The organism is Chryseobacterium sp. UNC8MFCol (assembly GCF_000482305.1).
GTDB classification, from domain to species: domain Bacteria; phylum Bacteroidota; class Bacteroidia; order Flavobacteriales; family Weeksellaceae; genus Chryseobacterium; species Chryseobacterium indologenes.
In genome coordinates, this window is sequence record NZ_AXUZ01000004.1 from 423626 (window position 1) to 438863 (window position 15238).

The 15238-nt window shown below is 36.0% G+C and carries 18 protein-coding genes; 11 read left to right on the forward strand and 7 right to left on the reverse strand.

Features of this window, described 5'->3' with window-relative positions; genetic code table 11:
* Positions 1–50: 50 nt before the first annotated feature.
* Positions 51–422: a hypothetical protein gene (locus M030_RS0105190; protein WP_027372520.1), complete on the reverse strand. Its 372-nt coding sequence runs from the start codon at positions 420–422 to the stop codon at positions 51–53.
* A 525-nt stretch (positions 423–947) separates the two neighbouring features.
* Here M030_RS0105190 and M030_RS0105195 point away from each other — a divergent pair.
* The 3 genes from M030_RS0105195 (at position 948) to ffh (ending at position 3932) form a co-directional block, all read left to right on the forward strand.
* Positions 948–1166 (forward strand): hypothetical protein, encoded by a 219-nt coding sequence (locus tag M030_RS0105195; protein ID WP_123840926.1) that lies wholly within the window; start codon positions 948–950, stop codon positions 1164–1166.
* Positions 1167–1230: 64 nt separating this feature from the next.
* Complete coding sequence (locus M030_RS0105200) at positions 1231–2487, forward strand: radical SAM protein (protein ID WP_081806292.1); 1257 nt, start codon at positions 1231–1233, stop codon at positions 2485–2487.
* 83 nt (positions 2488–2570) lie between these two features.
* Positions 2571–3932 carry a signal recognition particle protein gene (gene ffh / locus M030_RS0105205; RefSeq protein WP_027372523.1) on the forward strand — a complete coding sequence of 454 codons (1362 nt, stop codon included), beginning with the start codon at positions 2571–2573 and terminating at the stop codon, positions 3930–3932.
* 82 nt (positions 3933–4014) lie between these two features.
* Here the strand turns inward: ffh and M030_RS0105210 are convergent, their stop codons facing one another.
* The 5 genes from M030_RS0105210 to M030_RS0105235 form a co-directional block, all read right to left on the reverse strand.
* Entirely contained in the window at positions 4015–4659 is a 645-nt protein-coding gene (locus M030_RS0105210; protein ID WP_027372524.1) for an outer membrane protein, read from the reverse strand.
* A gap of 76 nt (positions 4660–4735) precedes the next feature.
* The gene (locus M030_RS0105215) at positions 4736–5392 is read right to left on the reverse strand and encodes an outer membrane beta-barrel protein (protein ID WP_027372525.1); all 657 of its coding nucleotides are present in this window, start codon (positions 5390–5392) and stop codon (positions 4736–4738) included.
* A gap of 755 nt (positions 5393–6147) precedes the next feature.
* Complete coding sequence (locus M030_RS0105225) at positions 6148–6645, reverse strand: hypothetical protein (RefSeq protein WP_027372526.1); 498 nt, start codon at positions 6643–6645, stop codon at positions 6148–6150.
* A gap of 138 nt (positions 6646–6783) precedes the next feature.
* Positions 6784–7446, reverse strand: coding sequence for a porin family protein (locus M030_RS0105230; RefSeq protein WP_027372527.1), 663 nt, complete (start codon positions 7444–7446; stop codon positions 6784–6786).
* A gap of 113 nt (positions 7447–7559) precedes the next feature.
* Positions 7560–8522: a PhoH family protein gene (locus M030_RS0105235; protein WP_027372528.1), complete on the reverse strand. Its 963-nt coding sequence runs from the start codon at positions 8520–8522 to the stop codon at positions 7560–7562.
* A 134-nt stretch (positions 8523–8656) separates the two neighbouring features.
* On the opposite strand from M030_RS0105235, the gene M030_RS0105240 reads away from it, so the two are divergent.
* The 5 genes from M030_RS0105240 to M030_RS0105260 all read left to right on the forward strand — a co-directional run bounded on the left by M030_RS0105240 (position 8657) and on the right by M030_RS0105260 (position 12903).
* Positions 8657–9484, forward strand: a complete 828-nt coding sequence (locus M030_RS0105240) for an S-adenosyl-l-methionine hydroxide adenosyltransferase family protein (protein ID WP_027372529.1) — start codon at positions 8657–8659, stop codon at positions 9482–9484.
* 63 nt (positions 9485–9547) lie between these two features.
* Positions 9548–10855, forward strand: coding sequence for a dihydrolipoamide acetyltransferase family protein (locus M030_RS0105245; RefSeq protein ID WP_027372530.1), 1308 nt, complete (start codon positions 9548–9550; stop codon positions 10853–10855).
* Between the two features lie 55 nt (positions 10856–10910).
* A complete protein-coding gene (locus tag M030_RS0105250; protein WP_027372531.1) occupies positions 10911–11102 on the forward strand; it encodes a hypothetical protein in 192 nt (63 codons plus the stop codon).
* Positions 11099–11446: a hypothetical protein gene (locus M030_RS0105255; protein ID WP_027372532.1), complete on the forward strand. Its 348-nt coding sequence runs from the start codon at positions 11099–11101 to the stop codon at positions 11444–11446. Before M030_RS0105250 ends, M030_RS0105255 begins: the two co-directional genes overlap by 4 nt.
* A 104-nt stretch (positions 11447–11550) precedes the next feature.
* Complete coding sequence (locus tag M030_RS0105260; RefSeq protein WP_027372533.1) at positions 11551–12903, forward strand: chloride channel protein; 1353 nt, start codon at positions 11551–11553, stop codon at positions 12901–12903.
* Positions 12904–12907: 4 nt separating this feature from the next.
* Here M030_RS0105260 and M030_RS0105265 read toward each other — a convergent pair whose 3' ends face one another.
* Positions 12908–13507 carry a hypothetical protein gene (locus M030_RS0105265; protein WP_061084681.1) on the reverse strand — a complete coding sequence of 200 codons (600 nt, stop codon included), beginning with the start codon at positions 13505–13507 and terminating at the stop codon, positions 12908–12910.
* Between the two features lie 310 nt (positions 13508–13817).
* Between M030_RS0105265 and rpsF the strand changes: the two genes are divergently transcribed.
* From rpsF to rplI, 3 genes are all read left to right on the forward strand, one after another.
* Positions 13818–14159, forward strand: a complete 342-nt coding sequence (gene rpsF, locus M030_RS0105270) for a 30S ribosomal protein S6 (RefSeq protein ID WP_027372535.1) — start codon at positions 13818–13820, stop codon at positions 14157–14159.
* A gap of 33 nt (positions 14160–14192) precedes the next feature.
* Positions 14193–14495: a 30S ribosomal protein S18 gene (gene rpsR / locus M030_RS0105275; protein ID WP_002979091.1), complete on the forward strand. Its 303-nt coding sequence runs from the start codon at positions 14193–14195 to the stop codon at positions 14493–14495.
* A gap of 180 nt (positions 14496–14675) precedes the next feature.
* Positions 14676–15176: a 50S ribosomal protein L9 gene (rplI, locus tag M030_RS0105280; RefSeq protein ID WP_027372536.1), complete on the forward strand. Its 501-nt coding sequence runs from the start codon at positions 14676–14678 to the stop codon at positions 15174–15176.
* Positions 15177–15238: the final 62 nt, after the last annotated feature.

Genomic DNA, 15238 nt, shown 5'->3' on the forward strand with positions numbered 1-15238 from the left:
TTTTTCGTTGTGCAAAAATATAATATTTTTTCTAGTTTCAATAAATAATTTTACTGTTTTTTATCATGATTAATGAGCTTGATTGCATAGTACGTAAGCAGTGCTGTCAGGACGAAATATGGCATGATAAAATGAAATTTATAGCCCGGGATCGTCTCAAAGTTCAATTTTTTCCTGATTAAGTACATTAAACCGAATTTTAAAAGGATCAAACCGATAACCGATAATCCTAAAAATTCAGGGGCTACTCTATTGATCAGAATAATCAGGGTAATCATCATCATAAACATGACACTCAGGAAAAGATAAAATTTAATGATGATTATTTCATCAAGATGAAAAACAAATTTCCATAGAGAAAAATGAATGAGGAATGTTAAGAACAGTAAGACGACTACAAGAATATTAGGATTAGATTTCATTCTCTATTTATTTTCGTCCATGATATAAACCATGGCCAATTTTAATTGATCGCAAAAATAGACTTTTTCTATCGTATTATCCTATGATTTGATAATTATCATTTTTATCTATATATAATATGGTACATACCAATCAAATAATCTGTTTGACACCGTAGAAAAAAAATATTTTTTCCTATTCACATCATCAGCAAAACTAACATTACAAAACCACACATCAGAGGGCAAATTCTACTTTTCAAAAGAGCATTATTGACAATCAGACGGTTATTCTACTTGTCTAATTCTATTTAATCGCTGACATTTATAAATTCAGACCACTTAATTTATAAATGTAGAGATTCATTGTTTTCAGTATAGAAAGGGGCTGCGTAAGTTTGCTCAACAAGAATAAAAGGTTCTGCCTTATAAAATTTACTATACACCTAGGAATATATAGTGTCTGCTATTTGGACAGAATTAAATAGCTATCAAAAGAATTCCCTGATATAAAATATGGAGTTCAATATTTTAAAAATTAATAATATGAAATTCAAATTCGATTTGAAATCAGATCTAAAAAAAATGGAAAAGCATTCTGATTCATTACAAGACAAATTCCTGAAAAACGAAATGAGTAAAACAATTAAAGGAGGAGGAGGCCCTCCTGAAGATCCTTATGATGAAGCGTGGTCGAATAACTGGTCTAACCTCGGATGGCCTAATGCATGGTCAAACGGATGGAGAAATGGTATTAAGTGGTAGAAACTAAAAGCATCAATTTTGGGTCTGTTACAAAACAGACCCATTTAAATTAGAAAAAATAGAAATGGAAGTAAAAATTGTTGTATTAAAAATTGCGAGCAGATGTAATTTGAATTGTTCTTATTGCTATATGTATAATTTGGGCGATAACACCTATAAAAACCAGCCTAAACTAATGAGCAAAGAAACAATTGAAAATATTTACAATAGAATTATTGAACATTGTGAAGAACACAATATTAAAAACTTCAGTATTATTCTACACGGCGGAGAACCATTGTTAGCCGGGCAAAAATACATAGAAGACTTTGTAAATACAGGAAACAGAATGGCTGAAGGAAAAGTAAACTTCAGGTACAATCTTCAAACTAACGGCATCTTACTTAATGAAGACATCGTCAATTCCTTGGAAAAATTAAGAATAGATATAGGAGTAAGCCTTGACGGTCCCAAAGAAGTAAATGACAAAAATAGATTTTATCATAACGGAAAGGGATCTTATGATGATGTGATAAAAGGCATCAATGTTTTACTTAATAATAAATCTTACAAAGAACGTACTGGATTATTATCAGTAATGAATATCGATTCCGATCCTATTGAGTCCTATGAGCATATTAAAAGTCTGGATTTAAAAGGCGGTGATTATTTATTTCCTTACGGTACATACGACAATCCGCCAATAGGAAAAACGGAAGGCACTGAAAATACATATTATGCAGACTGGCTGATCAAAATTTTCGATACATGGTACAACGAAAAGGAAGAAACAAGACCCTCTCTCCGGTTATTTGGAGATATTACCACTTCCATATTAGGTAATGATCTTATGGCAGATTATCTCGGAAACAAAAACAATGAAGTACTAGTTATTGAAACCGATGGTTCTATGGAAGCTGTAGATGGACTGAAATCCTGTGGAGACGGCTTTACAAAAACAGGTGCCAATGTAAGTTCCTTTTCTATTAATCAGGCTTTAGACACGCCTCTAGCCAAGCTTTATCATCATAGTCATAAACATTTATGCAAGCAATGCAGATTATGTCCTATTAATGAAACATGTGGCGGCGGTGATTTAGCCAACAGATACTCTTCCGAGAATGGCTTTGATAATCCTCCCATTTATTGTTCAGATCTAGAAAAGCTGATTTCCCATATTCAAAACAGAATAATAGACAGATTACCGGAGCAACTTGTAGAAGAAGCCGGAATAGAAAGATTAACTCCTGAAAAAATTCAAAAAATAAGAAATCAAAATATTATTGAAGATACCGCAGTTTACACAGACGAACTATTAAGTCATTTTTACGCAAAAGCTTAGCATTTATAAACATATATCGTCTGCATAAATAAGAATTTTAAAATTAATTCCTTATTTTTGCAAACCTATAATTTACAATACATATGTTTAATAGTTTACAGGATAAATTAGACAAGGCATTACATAATATTTCCGGACGTGGAAAAATTACCGAAATCAATGTAGCGGAAACCGTAAAGGAGATCCGTAGAGCATTAGTGGATGCCGATGTTAACTATAAAGTTGCAAAAGACCTTACGAAAAGGGTTCAGGATAAAGCCTTAGGAGAAAACGTTCTTACTTCCCTTACTCCTGGACAGTTGATGACTAAGATTGTTCATGATGAGTTGGTTGATCTGATGGGAGGTTCTCAGGAAGGGATCAATCTTTCAGGGAAGCCGACCGTGATTCTTATTGCAGGTCTTCAAGGTTCCGGTAAGACAACTTTCTCAGGAAAACTTGCCAATTATCTACAAACAAAAAGAAATAAAAAACCTTTGCTGGTAGCATGTGACGTATACCGTCCTGCGGCGATTGACCAGCTAAAAGTATTGGGAGGACAGATTAATGTTCCCGTATATACTGAAGAAGGCGCTACAAATCCTTCTACCATTGCTGAAAATGCCATCAACTTTGCGAAAGCCAATAATCATGACGTAGTTATCGTGGATACAGCGGGTCGTTTGGCGATTGATGAGCAGATGATGAACGAAATAAAATCTGTGCATTATTTCATCAAACCACAGGAGACGCTTTTCGTAGTAGACTCTATGACAGGTCAGGATGCTGTGAATACTGCAAAAGCATTTAACGATGCTTTGAATTTCGATGGGGTTGTTTTAACCAAATTAGACGGTGATACAAGAGGGGGTGCTGCCCTGACGATCCGTTCCGTGGTTGAAAAACCAATCAAATTTATCTCTACAGGTGAAAAAATGGAAGCTTTAGATCTTTTCTATCCGGAAAGAATGGCAGACAGAATCCTGGGAATGGGAGACGTTGTTTCCCTGGTAGAGAGAGCCCAGGAGCAGTTTGATGAAGAAGAAGCCAAAAAACTTCACAAAAAGATCGCTAAAAACGAATTTGGTTTTGACGACTTCCTGAAGCAGATCAACCAGATCAAGAAAATGGGTAACATGAAGGACTTAATGGGAATGATCCCCGGAGTTGGAAAAGCAATTAAAGATGTGGAGATCAGTGATGATGCTTTCAAGCACATTGAAGCAATTATCCACTCCATGACTCCTGAAGAAAGAAGAAGACCCTCTATCATCAACACTCAAAGAAAGAACAGAATTGCCAAAGGTGCGGGAAGAAAAATTGAGGATGTAAACCAACTGATGAAGCAATTTGACCAGATGGGTAAAATGATGAAGATGATGCAGGGACCTCAGGGAAAGCAGATGATGCAGATGATGAGCAAAATGCCGAATATGCCGGGAATGGGCGGAATGTTTGGAAAATAATCCAAAAAACGAACCTATTAAAATACAAAATCCGACTCAAAAGCGAGTCGGATTTTTTTATTTTGGTCTACAATAAATAAAATTATTTATCTGATTTTTGTGCTTTACCTCTGATGAAATAAGACATTCCAATGTTAACTCCGAAAGTTTTAACGTTGGTTTTAACCTCTTTATTCAATACTGTCTCTTTATTGGAGAACTGATCATAAGAAAGCCCTAAATTTAGTCCTAAAGATGGGGTTGCCATATAAGTTACTCCTCCTTTCACTTTCCATGCCAGCCCGTCTGTTGTTGTCTCATTTTGCAATAACGGATCGCCAATATACCCTCCATCACTCTTAAACTTTGTCGTATTCGAGGAATATCCTATGCCTGCTCCTAGGAACGGTACAAATTTCGTAGAATTGGTGAAATAATAGGTAGCTGTAGGCATTACAGAAAAAGTAGAGCTTGTAGATTTATTGCCTTCAAACTTAGTGGTCGTAGTCAGATAGCTCAGTTCCACGCCAACAGCCAACTTATCAATGACAAAATATCCTACAGAAGGAGAAATGGAAAAAGTATTTGTTTTAGGACCATCAATAGACTGACCGGCTACCTTTATTGTAGAGGTGGTATTATTGAATCCCATTCCTGTGTTTCCACTGATTACCCAATCTCCTTTAGTCATCTGAGCGTTTGAAAGTCTGAAAAGTGCTACAGCACCTGCTAATAAAAGTTTATTCATGATTATTAAAAATTTGAGCAAATATAAAAAAACCCCAAGAAAATCTCAGGGTTTTATGTGCTATATGTTTTGTTTATTATTTTGCAAATACATACTTAACTCCGAAAGTTACAGCTTTTAAGTTTAAACCGAAGTCATAGTTGTTTACTCTCTTAGCTCCGTCAACATCCACTTTAGAAGTGTTGTATCCGAATTCACCGATAGTAGCTTCGATAGTCCAGTTTTTGTTTAAGAAATAATCTAAACCTGGCTTAATGTTAACACCGATAGAAGTTTTGTTGTATTTATCAGAAGATGAAACAACAGATGTACCAGCTCCTGTAGTAGTTGTAGCAGTTTCTTCGTATTTAGTTTGACCAAATGCCATTGGAACTTCTAATTGACCGAAAATATATAATTTATCAGATAAAGTCCAATATTTTCTTACGAATGGAGCTACAACGAATGCAGATTCAGTATCTTTAGTTTTTAATACTGTGTTACCTGCTTTATCTTCAGTTGTTTTAGTGTTAGCGTTTTGGTAACCAAGTCCTAAACCTACTGCTAAGTTAGTGTTTACGAAATATCCAACAGTTGGAAGAATTTTGAAATTTTCATCTCTTTGATCCTTAGCATTATTATACTCTTTTTGAGAATAATTTACTTGTCCTGATAAATATGTAGTTCCTTTAGCAATCTGAGCGTTTGATAAACCGAAAAGTGCAACAGCACCCGCTAATAATATTTTTTTCATTTTAAAAAATTTTTAATACTTTCTGGGGGCAAATTTACAGTGGCCTCCACGAATATTAAAATTTGTTAATGTGATTAATATCACTAGTATTTTTAAGCATTTTATAAAAATAAATCATATAAAATAACCCGCTTTGAGTTTTTCACAATATTATGAATAAAAAAATCACAATTTATCAACCGGATCCCGATATGTTTACTCTTTTGTATTTGTTAATTTCCCCTAAAAACATCCCAATTTCATCCAAAAGTTAACGGTAGAGAGTTAAAATATTAACTTATAGGCCATTACCTTTAAGATTTTAAACACCTGTTTATAATTAAAAAGGGAAGTTTAATGAGTGATCAGTATCTAAAGTTGGAGACTGGGTAAGTGGTTTGGTTACTCTGAATTTAAACTGTTGTCCTTTATCCCCTTTAAGGTACATTCTAAAGCTTTACAAAACGCAAAGGCAAGATTCTATTCCTTAGTGATGAAAGGATTAAGAAACCATAAAATCACTGATGAGCCTTTATGGACAATACTTGTGCTTAGAAAGAATCCATAAAGTTGATTTCAATTCTTTGTTTCCCTAAAATTACTCGTAAACTTTGTGTTGCATTGGAATTATATAGATATAAATATTCCAGCTTTCCGGTTTTTGAGATTGTTACCTTACTATTGCAATTCAGAACTAAAAATTAGACTAAGCGTGTAAAAAAGCGGAAGCTCCGGCCTTGCGGCCGGAGCTTCCCTCAATATGATCAATAATCTCCTTATTTTAAGAAGAAATTATATCCAAGGTTGACAGCTCCTACATTCCAGCTATCTCTGTACCATCCGTGATCACGTCTGTTGCTCACAGACTGGTATCCTAAATACAACTCGCCGGTCTTCATTTGATATCCGAATTTTGGCTGAGCGTAGAATCCACCATCTACCCCATCCTTCGTAGAAATACCATATCCAAGGTCTAATCCTACAAAAATAGGTGCTCCGGCAAATTTATACTTCCCGGAAACCGCTACAGGAATAAACCCGAAATCATCGAAGTGATCTTTTCCAAAGAAATGAGAATATCCTGTGGTAACTCCAAGATCAAGTCCTTTAGTGATATTCCACATATAAGCAGCATCTACGCCTAATGTAAAGGAAGATACGTCAGATGCATCAGATACAGGAACACCAATATGCCCACCGATTTTAAAACCTTCCTGTGCCTGAGCTGCACCTCCTAAAAGTGCAAAAGCACCTAGTACTAATAGCTTTTTCATTTTTTTAGTAGCTTTTAAATTAAGGCCACAAAATTACTAATTATTTTCATCAAAACAGCACATTCAACGTTTGATATACCATACAATAAAAAACAGGACAAATTTTGTCCTGTTTTTTATCAATTATTGGTTACATTCTTAGTTCCCTCCGAACTTGAAACCTACACCTACCTGAATAAAGCTATTTGTCAGTTTGTACCCTCCTTCAGCATGTTTTGCTAAGTTTGATACACCCAGGTTATATCTTGCATCAAAGAAGAGTCCGTTCTCCAACATATATTCAGCACCTAAGAAAGGTGCCAGGTTTAAAGTATTCAGCTGATCTTTAATATCAGTCTCATCACTTCCCTCCAGCTCAACCAATGGTCCCAGTCCCAAATCAGCAGAGTATTTTTCTTTTGCGGCAAGGATCAAACCAACATTAGCCCCTGCAGAAACAGATAACCCTTCAGTAATGAAGTATTTCGCTGAAATAGGAATCAATAAGGTATGGTAAGTTTGTTTTGCTTTAACGTTTAAAAATGTAGTTGGATTATTTGGATCAGCCGTTTCTATTTCCATTTTTCCACCAAGTGGAGAATATAAAAGTTCTCCCTGAAGCGCAAATTTATCACTCAGCTTATATTCTACCAATCCACCGATATAATAAGTATGCAGGGGATCAGAAGTTTCAGAGTGACCATCACCTTTCGCCTTTAATGTAGAATAGGAATATCCGGCTTTAGCACCAAATCTTACTTCCTGAGCGTTTACATTTGCTCCTAGAACAGCGACTGCTGCAATAAGTAAAAGTTTTTTCATTGTTAACTAGTTTTTAATTAAGGATTGCAAAACTAATTAATTTTTTCAAATTAACAAATTTTAATAAAATAATTAAACGTTAATAGAAATTTTATGAAAACTTTTACATTTACTTAGGAGTCGTTTCTCAATCTCTTATCCTCATCGTTATAAGCCAAAATAATTTTTCTTACCACAGGGTGTCTTACCACATCTTCCTCCGTAAGATGTACAAAACCGATTTCTTTCACTCCGTGAAGGATCCTCATCGCTTCTTTTAACCCTGATTGCTGGTTTTTCGGAAGGTCAATCTGGCTTGGATCTCCTGTAATAATAAACTTCGCATTCATCCCCATTCTTGTCAGAAACATTTTCATCTGTGCATGGGTTGTGTTCTGAGCTTCATCAAGAATTACAAAGGCATCATCAAGCGTACGCCCTCTCATAAAAGCCAATGGAGCTACCTCAATTACCTTTTTCTCCATAAAACCTTCCAGCTTTTCATGAGGAATCATATCACGAAGCGCATCATAAAGGGGCTGTAAATACGGATCCAGCTTTTCTTTAAGGTCTCCGGGTAAAAATCCAAGGCTCTCCCCCGCTTCTACAGCAGGTCTGGTTAAAATAATTCTTTTTACTTCCTTATCTCTTAATGCTCTGGCAGCTAAGGCAACACTCGTATAGGTCTTTCCTGTCCCGGCCGGCCCAATTGCAAACACCATATCCTTTTTCTCTGTCTCTTTAACAAGCTTTTTAAGATTGGTGGTTTTGGCTTTAATAATTTTTCCATTGACTCCCTTTACAATAATATCCTGATCAAAAACCAATTGTTTTTCGTTTTCATCTTTAATATTAAGGATATTTTCAACGTCTTTCAGACCTATTGAATTGTTTTTAGAGATAAAGTTTACAATGTCATCCAGTTTTTGTTTCAGTATATCTAAAGCCTCCTGATTCCCCATAGCAAAGATAAAATGATCTCTTCCTGTAATTTTAATGGTCGGAAAGCTTGATTTTATTAAGTTGAAATATTGGTTATTAACTCCATAAAAGATTTTTGGATCGATATCTTCCAAATCAAATGTTAATTCAAACATGCAGTATTTTTATTTTTAGATTTTAAAATTAAAGCTTTTTTTTTAAATTTATATGAAATTCTTTTCAACAATCTTTCGGGCTTTCTTTTTATTTTAAATAACTTTGCAAGACTACACTATTCTATAAATTGCTCATGTCAATTATTACCCTTACTTCGGATTTCGGAAATTTGGATTACAGAGTTGCTGCTGTGAAAGGCAGTATTCTGTCTCTAAATCCTGAGGTTAATATTATTGATATAACCCACGATATCCAGGCTTTCAACCTTATACAGACTTCGTACATTGTACGGAACGCCTATAAATATTTTCCTAAAGGATCTATCCACATCCTAGCCGTAGACAGTTTTTATCACAAATCAAGAAAAAATATTCTTTACAAATCAGACGGTTCTTACTTTCTGGCGGCAGACAACGGCCTGTTGAGCCTTATATTTTTTGATATTAAACCTGAAGCCATATACGAGCTCACGCTGAATAATCGGTTTGATGATGTCATCGACTTTACTTCTACGGATATTTTTGTTCCTGCTGCGGTACATCTCGCTAATGGCGGACTTCCTGAAGTTATAGGAAGAAAAATAGATACCGTAAAGCAACTGATGTTCCCGAGAGCGGTTTACAATGAGTCTGAAGCCATGATTATCGGAGAAGTGACTTATATTGATAATTTCGGAAATATAATATCAAATATCAATAAAGATTTTTTCGAAAATATCAGCAAAGGATACAATAGTTTCACCATAAAATTCAGGAATCTTAGCCTTTCCAGAGTCTTTTCCAGTCATACGGAGGTTGTTTCCGACTGGGAAAGGGAGACCGAATTCCATGGGCAATCGGCGGCCATTTTCAATGACAGTCAGTTATTGGAGCTGACAATTTACAAAGGAAGTAAGAAAAACGGGGCTAAAAGCCTGTTTGGATTGAATGTAGGTGAAAATATTTACATTGAATTCACCTAAGATTATATATTTCATAAAAAAACCGATTTTTTTTATATATTTGTCAAAATCTAAAAATCAAAAATGGCAGAATACAAATTATTGCTTCCTTCCATGGGAGAAGGTGTTATGGAAGCGACAATTATCACTTGGTTATTCAATGAAGGTGATAGCGTAAAAGAAGATGACTCTGTAGTAGAAATTGCTACAGATAAAGTAGATTCAGACGTTCCGACACCTGTTTCGGGAAAAATTATTAAAATTTTAAAGCAAAAAGATGAAGTTGCCAAAGTAGGTGAGGCCATTGCTATTTTAGAAATTGAAGGAGAAGGTACCGCTTCAGAAGAAGTAAAAACTGAAACTCCTGCTGCTACCCCCGATGCAGAGACATTAAAAACGATTGAAGAGCCTTTACAGACTGTGGCTGCTTCTAACGTAGAATTCTCAGGAGACCTTTATTTATCTCCATTAGTAAAATCAATTGCACAACAGGAAAAAATTTCTGAAACTGAACTGAAAACCATCAAAGGAAGCGGTTTGGAAGGAAGAATTACCAAAGAAGATATATTAGCGTACGTTGCCAACAAAGGAAACCAGCCTGCTCAGCCTGCAGCTGCAGCCCCTGTAGCATCTACTCCTCAGCCGGCAGTTTCTGCTCCTGCAGCAACGATTACCGCTGGTGCAGGTGATGAAATCATTCCAATGGACAGAATGAGAAAGATCATCGCTGAAAACATGGTAAAAGCAAAACAAATCGCTCCGCATGTTACTTCTTTCATTGAAACTGACGTTACCAACGTTGTAAAATGGAGAAACAAAAACAAAGCGGCATTCGAAAAACGTGAAGGTGAAAAACTGACTTTCATGCCTATTTTTGTTAAAGCTGTTGTTAAAGCGATCCAGGATTTCCCAATGATCAATGTTTCTGTAAGTGGTGAGAACATCATCAAAAAGAAAAACATCAACATCGGTATGGCTACTGCCCTTCCGGACGGAAACCTTATCGTACCTGTTATCAAAAATGCTGACCAGCTTTCACTTTCAGGGCTTGCCAAAGCTATCAATGATCTGGCATACAGAGCGAGAAATAAGAAATTGAGACCTGAAGACACTCAGGGAGCTACCTATACTATTTCTAACGTAGGAAGCTTTGGAAACCTTATGGGGACCCCGATTATTCCTCAGCCTCAGGTTGCTATTTTAGCCATCGGAGCTATCGTTAAGAAACCGGCTGTTCTAGAAACTGCGGATGGTGATGTGATTGCTATCAGAAACTTAATGTTTATGTCTCACTCTTACGACCACAGAGTGGTAGACGGTTCTCTGGGGGGAATGATGCTGAAACATGTTCACGACTACCTTGAAAACTGGGATTTAAACACAGAAATATAGTATATCCCTTCAGATCAGTTAAAACTTTACATTAATAACCAAAAACAGACAGATTATGAAAAACGCGACGATCATTGCTATACTATCACTATGTGCCATTATCCTTATTGATATTATTCAGCTTGCATCCAGCTTTTTTGACTTCTATTCGATGAATCTGTTTCGTGTTTTTGGAGTGTTAAATCTCCTTGGTTATATCGGGATCCTGCAATTTTTTGTTACACTCTACAACAAACAGAAAGAATGAGCCCCGAACTAAGAGAGCTTTTTGAAATAAAACAGGGCAACGAAAAGAAAGCGGAACCTGGGGGACAAAATGTAACACGACACATTTTGATCCGTCTGGCAGTGCTGATCTTCGGAACTGTTGTTTTTGCCATTGCAATGAGTCAGGCAAAAGGATGGGACGGACTGGCCTATCTGATCTTTATGATGATTTTCCATGGTTTGTGGTTTCTGTTCATCATTATTGAAGCTACGGTTCTCCAAAGCAAGGATAAATTAGCGCTCAGGAATGTTAATCTGATCTTTGCCGGTAGTATATTACTGATCTACGGTATAGCAGCCGCCCTCTTTTTTGGCGGATCTTAAAAATAAACAACTACAGAATCTCACTCTTTACGGGTGAGATTTTTTTTGGATTGAAATAATATTTCTCAAAATTTTACCGTAATTTCATCCAACAAAACCGACAAATGCTGAAAATCCTTATTCTGATACGAAAATCCATCAAAAACTCCTTTGACAATATCCGCAATGAGCAGTTGAAATACAACCTGCTTCAGGCTATTCCGTTTTGGATAGGATCAGTTATTACAGGTTTCCTTGCGGTATTGTATGCGCAAATATTCGCATGGGGAGAAAATCTGATGAATATTATCTTTGAATGGCATGCCTGGATGATTTTCATAATCGCACCTTTTGGCTTTGTACTTTCCTGGTGGCTGGTAAAAGAATTTGCTCCCAATGCTAAAGGAAGCGGTATTCCTCAGGTAATGGCTGCTGTGGAACTTGCCAACCCGAAAGAACACAGAAAAATCAGAAGCCTTTTAAGCCTTAAAATCATCATTTTTAAAATTCTTTCTTCCGTTATTCTCGTCATTGGCGGTGGTGCGGTAGGACGTGAAGGCCCGACGATTCAGATTGCAGGCTCCGTTTTCAGAAAAGTGAATGAATATCTTCCGGAATGGTGGCCGAAGATCTCCAAGAAAAATATGATTATGACAGGCGCTGCAGCAGGTCTCGCAGCGGCGTTCAATACCCCGTTGGGCGGAATTGTATTTGCTGTGGAAGAGCTTTCGAGAACCCATATTAATTACTTTAAAACAGCTTTATTTACCGCCGTCATTATTGCCGGATTGACAGCCCAGACATTGGCCGGATCCTATTTATATCTGGGATATCCAAAAACCAATGATGTTTCTTTAATGGTGATGTTCCCTATTATCCTGGTCGCAGCAACGGCAGGTATTCTGGCGAGCCAGCTTTCTGTGATTATGCTTAAAATAAACGGCTGGAAAAAGAGAAAGTTAACGACAGATAAAGCCAATGTGATATTCCTTGTGGGCTGTGCCCTGATCATTGCATCAATTGCTTATTTTATCAACCACGAAATTCTGGGGTCCGGAAAAGAAATTATGGAAAGGGTTCTTTTTACGAAAGACAAACATGAAGACTGGTATGTTCCCATTTTAAGAATGCTGGGCCCTGCCCTTTCCTTTACCTCTGGAGGCGCGGGAGGCATTTTTGCCCCGGCTCTTACCGCAGGAGCAAGTATCGGATCTGTTATTTCCGGAGCGATTCATCTGACTCCCAATGAAACCAACGTAGTCATCCTGGGCGGAATGGTTGCATTTCTTACCGGAATCACCAGAGCTCCGTTTACATCCGCAATTATTGTCCTGGAAATGACCGACAGGCATTCATTGATATTTCACCTGATGCTTGCCGGCATGGTTTCCTCTATTGCATCTATTCTGGTCAGCAGACATTCGTTGTATGATGTTCTGAAAGTAAATTTCCTTACAGAAATCAGACAACGTGATTAATATATCAGTCTTTTTTCAACATGATTTTCAGATCTTTCATAGCTTCTAAAACATTTTCGGCTGCCTCATAATCTGTTAGTTTAATAACCAGCTTACTTAATGCTCTTTTGGATTTTGTGATTTTATAGGTAACTATATTTAAATAGGCAATATTATCCTTTCTTTTAGAAATGTTATGAAAAGCCACTACTTTGCTTAGGTCCCAAAAATCACCTTCATGAACAATGCGTCCCTTGGCATTAAGGGAATTGATTTTAATATTGTCACCATCAAACTCAGCACGAAGTGATAAATCGTTTCTATCACGGTCAATTCCATAGTCATTAATTTTGGAGACAATAAGATTTTTGGCTTCATCAACAGTTTTATATTTCCCTAAAACCTCTGTTTTTCCATTACTGTATGTTATTTGATAGATTTCAGATTTATCTAAAGAATGAGTGGGTCCTTCGGGATTGTCCAGCTCTTTATAGGTAATTTCGGAAGAACCGACATCTATTAATTTAGCGTCAAAACTACTTCCGTTTTTCTTTGAAATTTTGTCTTGGGAGTATAGAAGATTCCCGGCTACCAGTAATGGTAAAATGTAATAATTAATTTTCATTGTATAATAAAATTTGTTTTTCCTGATTAGAAGTGAAGATCTGAATGCAAAAATCGGTCCCGAACAGTAAAATCCTGTGTATAATCTAACGTTCCTAGTAAACATCGTGAATCAGTTCAAGAAAAATTCTCTTTTATAAAAATTTAATGCCATTCTCTTTAGTGCTTTTTAATTTTCCCACCTTAGCGGGAGGTCGCCAACATTGCTCCGGCAACTTTAAACTTTCAATTATTCCAACAATAATATTGCATATTACAAATATATTCTCTACTTTTGCACCTCGAAATAATTAACAAATTTATTTAACATTATGAACAATTACGAAACTGTTTTCATTTTAACTCCCGTTCTATCTGAGTCACAGGTAGAGGAAGCAGTGAACAAGTATGTAGATCTTATCAAAGAAAAGAACTGCGAAATCGTTGCTAAAGAAAATTGGGGATTGAAAAAATTAGCTTACCCTATCCAATTGAAAAAGAACGGGTTCTATACTCTAATCGAATTCAAAGGAGAAGGTACTATAGTAGCTGATTTAGAGCTAGCATTTAAGCGTGACGAAAGAGTAATCCGTTACCTTACTACAAAACTTGACAAGCATGCTGTTGAGTACGCTGTAACTAGAAGAGCTAAAGTAAAAGCAGCTAAAGCTTAATTAATTAACCCTATTTTTTAAAAAAGACAAGACATGGCAATAGATGAAATGGCTAAACAAGCCTCAGCTGGAGGAGAATCAGAAGTAAAATTCCTTACTCCGCTTGATATCAATACAAAATCTGAAAAGAAATATTGTAGATTCAAAAAATACGGAATTAAGCACGTTGATTACAAAGACGCTGATTTCTTATTACAATTCGTGAACGAGCAAGGTAAAATTTTACCAAGAAGATACACTGGAACTTCTTTAAAATATCAAAGAAAAGTTTCTGCTGCTATCAAAAGAGCAAGACACCTTGCATTACTACCATACGTAGCTGACTTATTAAAGTAAGATATAAAGAAACAAGAAGAAAGAGAAAAGACTTCGGTCATTTTCTCTTTTTTTAAGTTGCTGAATAAATAATTAATTCTAACGATTTTTAGATTAAAGAAAAGAAATAATTTCTAAGACATCAGTCTTTTTTCTTTTTTCTTTGTTCTTTTCTCTAAAACTAAAAAACGGACAACAACAATGGAAATTATCCTAAAAAAAGACGTAGAAAACTTAGGACTTGAGTTTGATACAGTAAACGTAAAGCCAGGTTATGCTAGAAACTTCTTAATTCCTCAAGGAATTGCTCTTTTAGCTACCCCTAAAAACAAAGCTGCTTTAGAAGCTACATTAGAAGCTAGAAAAGAAGAAGAAGCTAAATTAATCGCTACTGCTAACGCTGTAGTTGACCAATTGAAGAAAACATCTATCACGATTCCTGCAAAAGTAGGTACTGGTGATAAATTATTCGGATCTATCAACAACGCTGATCTTTCTGCTGCTTTAGAAAAAGCTGGAGTTTCTGTAGAGAAAAAATATATCAAAATTCCTGGTAACACGATCAAGAGAACTGGTAAATTTGCTGCTCTTATCAGACTTCACAGAAATGTTGAGTACAACTACGAATTCGATATCGTTTCTGATGCTCCGGTTGAAGCTGCTCCTGCTAAAAAGGAAGAAGCTAAATCTGAAGAAGCTTAATCAAACGACTGAGAATTTCTCACCATACAAGACCACTTCAATTTTTGAAGTGGTTTTTTTGT

What these genes read in the sequence shown, in the direction of transcription:
- M030_RS0105190 (WP_027372520.1), bottom strand. Translation starts at nt 422, where the DNA reads ATGAAATCTAATCCTAATATTCTTGTAGTCGTCTTACTGTTCTTAACA.
- M030_RS0105195 (WP_123840926.1), top strand. Translation starts at nt 948, where the DNA reads ATGAAATTCAAATTCGATTTGAAATCAGATCTAAAAAAAATGGAAAAG.
- M030_RS0105200 (WP_081806292.1), top strand. Translation starts at nt 1,231, where the DNA reads ATGGAAGTAAAAATTGTTGTATTAAAAATTGCGAGCAGATGTAATTTG.
- ffh (WP_027372523.1), top strand. Translation starts at nt 2,571, where the DNA reads ATGTTTAATAGTTTACAGGATAAATTAGACAAGGCATTACATAATATT.
- M030_RS0105210 (WP_027372524.1), bottom strand. Translation starts at nt 4,659, where the DNA reads ATGAATAAACTTTTATTAGCAGGTGCTGTAGCACTTTTCAGACTTTCA.
- M030_RS0105215 (WP_027372525.1), bottom strand. Translation starts at nt 5,392, where the DNA reads ATGAAAAAAATATTATTAGCGGGTGCTGTTGCACTTTTCGGTTTATCA.
- M030_RS0105225 (WP_027372526.1), bottom strand. Translation starts at nt 6,645, where the DNA reads ATGAAAAAGCTATTAGTACTAGGTGCTTTTGCACTTTTAGGAGGTGCA.
- M030_RS0105230 (WP_027372527.1), bottom strand. Translation starts at nt 7,446, where the DNA reads ATGAAAAAACTTTTACTTATTGCAGCAGTCGCTGTTCTAGGAGCAAAT.
- M030_RS0105235 (WP_027372528.1), bottom strand. Translation starts at nt 8,522, where the DNA reads ATGTTTGAATTAACATTTGATTTGGAAGATATCGATCCAAAAATCTTT.
- M030_RS0105240 (WP_027372529.1), top strand. Translation starts at nt 8,657, where the DNA reads ATGTCAATTATTACCCTTACTTCGGATTTCGGAAATTTGGATTACAGA.
- M030_RS0105245 (WP_027372530.1), top strand. Translation starts at nt 9,548, where the DNA reads ATGGCAGAATACAAATTATTGCTTCCTTCCATGGGAGAAGGTGTTATG.
- M030_RS0105250 (WP_027372531.1), top strand. Translation starts at nt 10,911, where the DNA reads ATGAAAAACGCGACGATCATTGCTATACTATCACTATGTGCCATTATC.
- M030_RS0105255 (WP_027372532.1), top strand. Translation starts at nt 11,099, where the DNA reads ATGAGCCCCGAACTAAGAGAGCTTTTTGAAATAAAACAGGGCAACGAA.
- M030_RS0105260 (WP_027372533.1), top strand. Translation starts at nt 11,551, where the DNA reads ATGCTGAAAATCCTTATTCTGATACGAAAATCCATCAAAAACTCCTTT.
- M030_RS0105265 (WP_061084681.1), bottom strand. Translation starts at nt 13,507, where the DNA reads ATGAAAATTAATTATTACATTTTACCATTACTGGTAGCCGGGAATCTT.
- rpsF (WP_027372535.1), top strand. Translation starts at nt 13,818, where the DNA reads ATGAACAATTACGAAACTGTTTTCATTTTAACTCCCGTTCTATCTGAG.
- rpsR (WP_002979091.1), top strand. Translation starts at nt 14,193, where the DNA reads ATGGCAATAGATGAAATGGCTAAACAAGCCTCAGCTGGAGGAGAATCA.
- rplI (WP_027372536.1), top strand. Translation starts at nt 14,676, where the DNA reads ATGGAAATTATCCTAAAAAAAGACGTAGAAAACTTAGGACTTGAGTTT.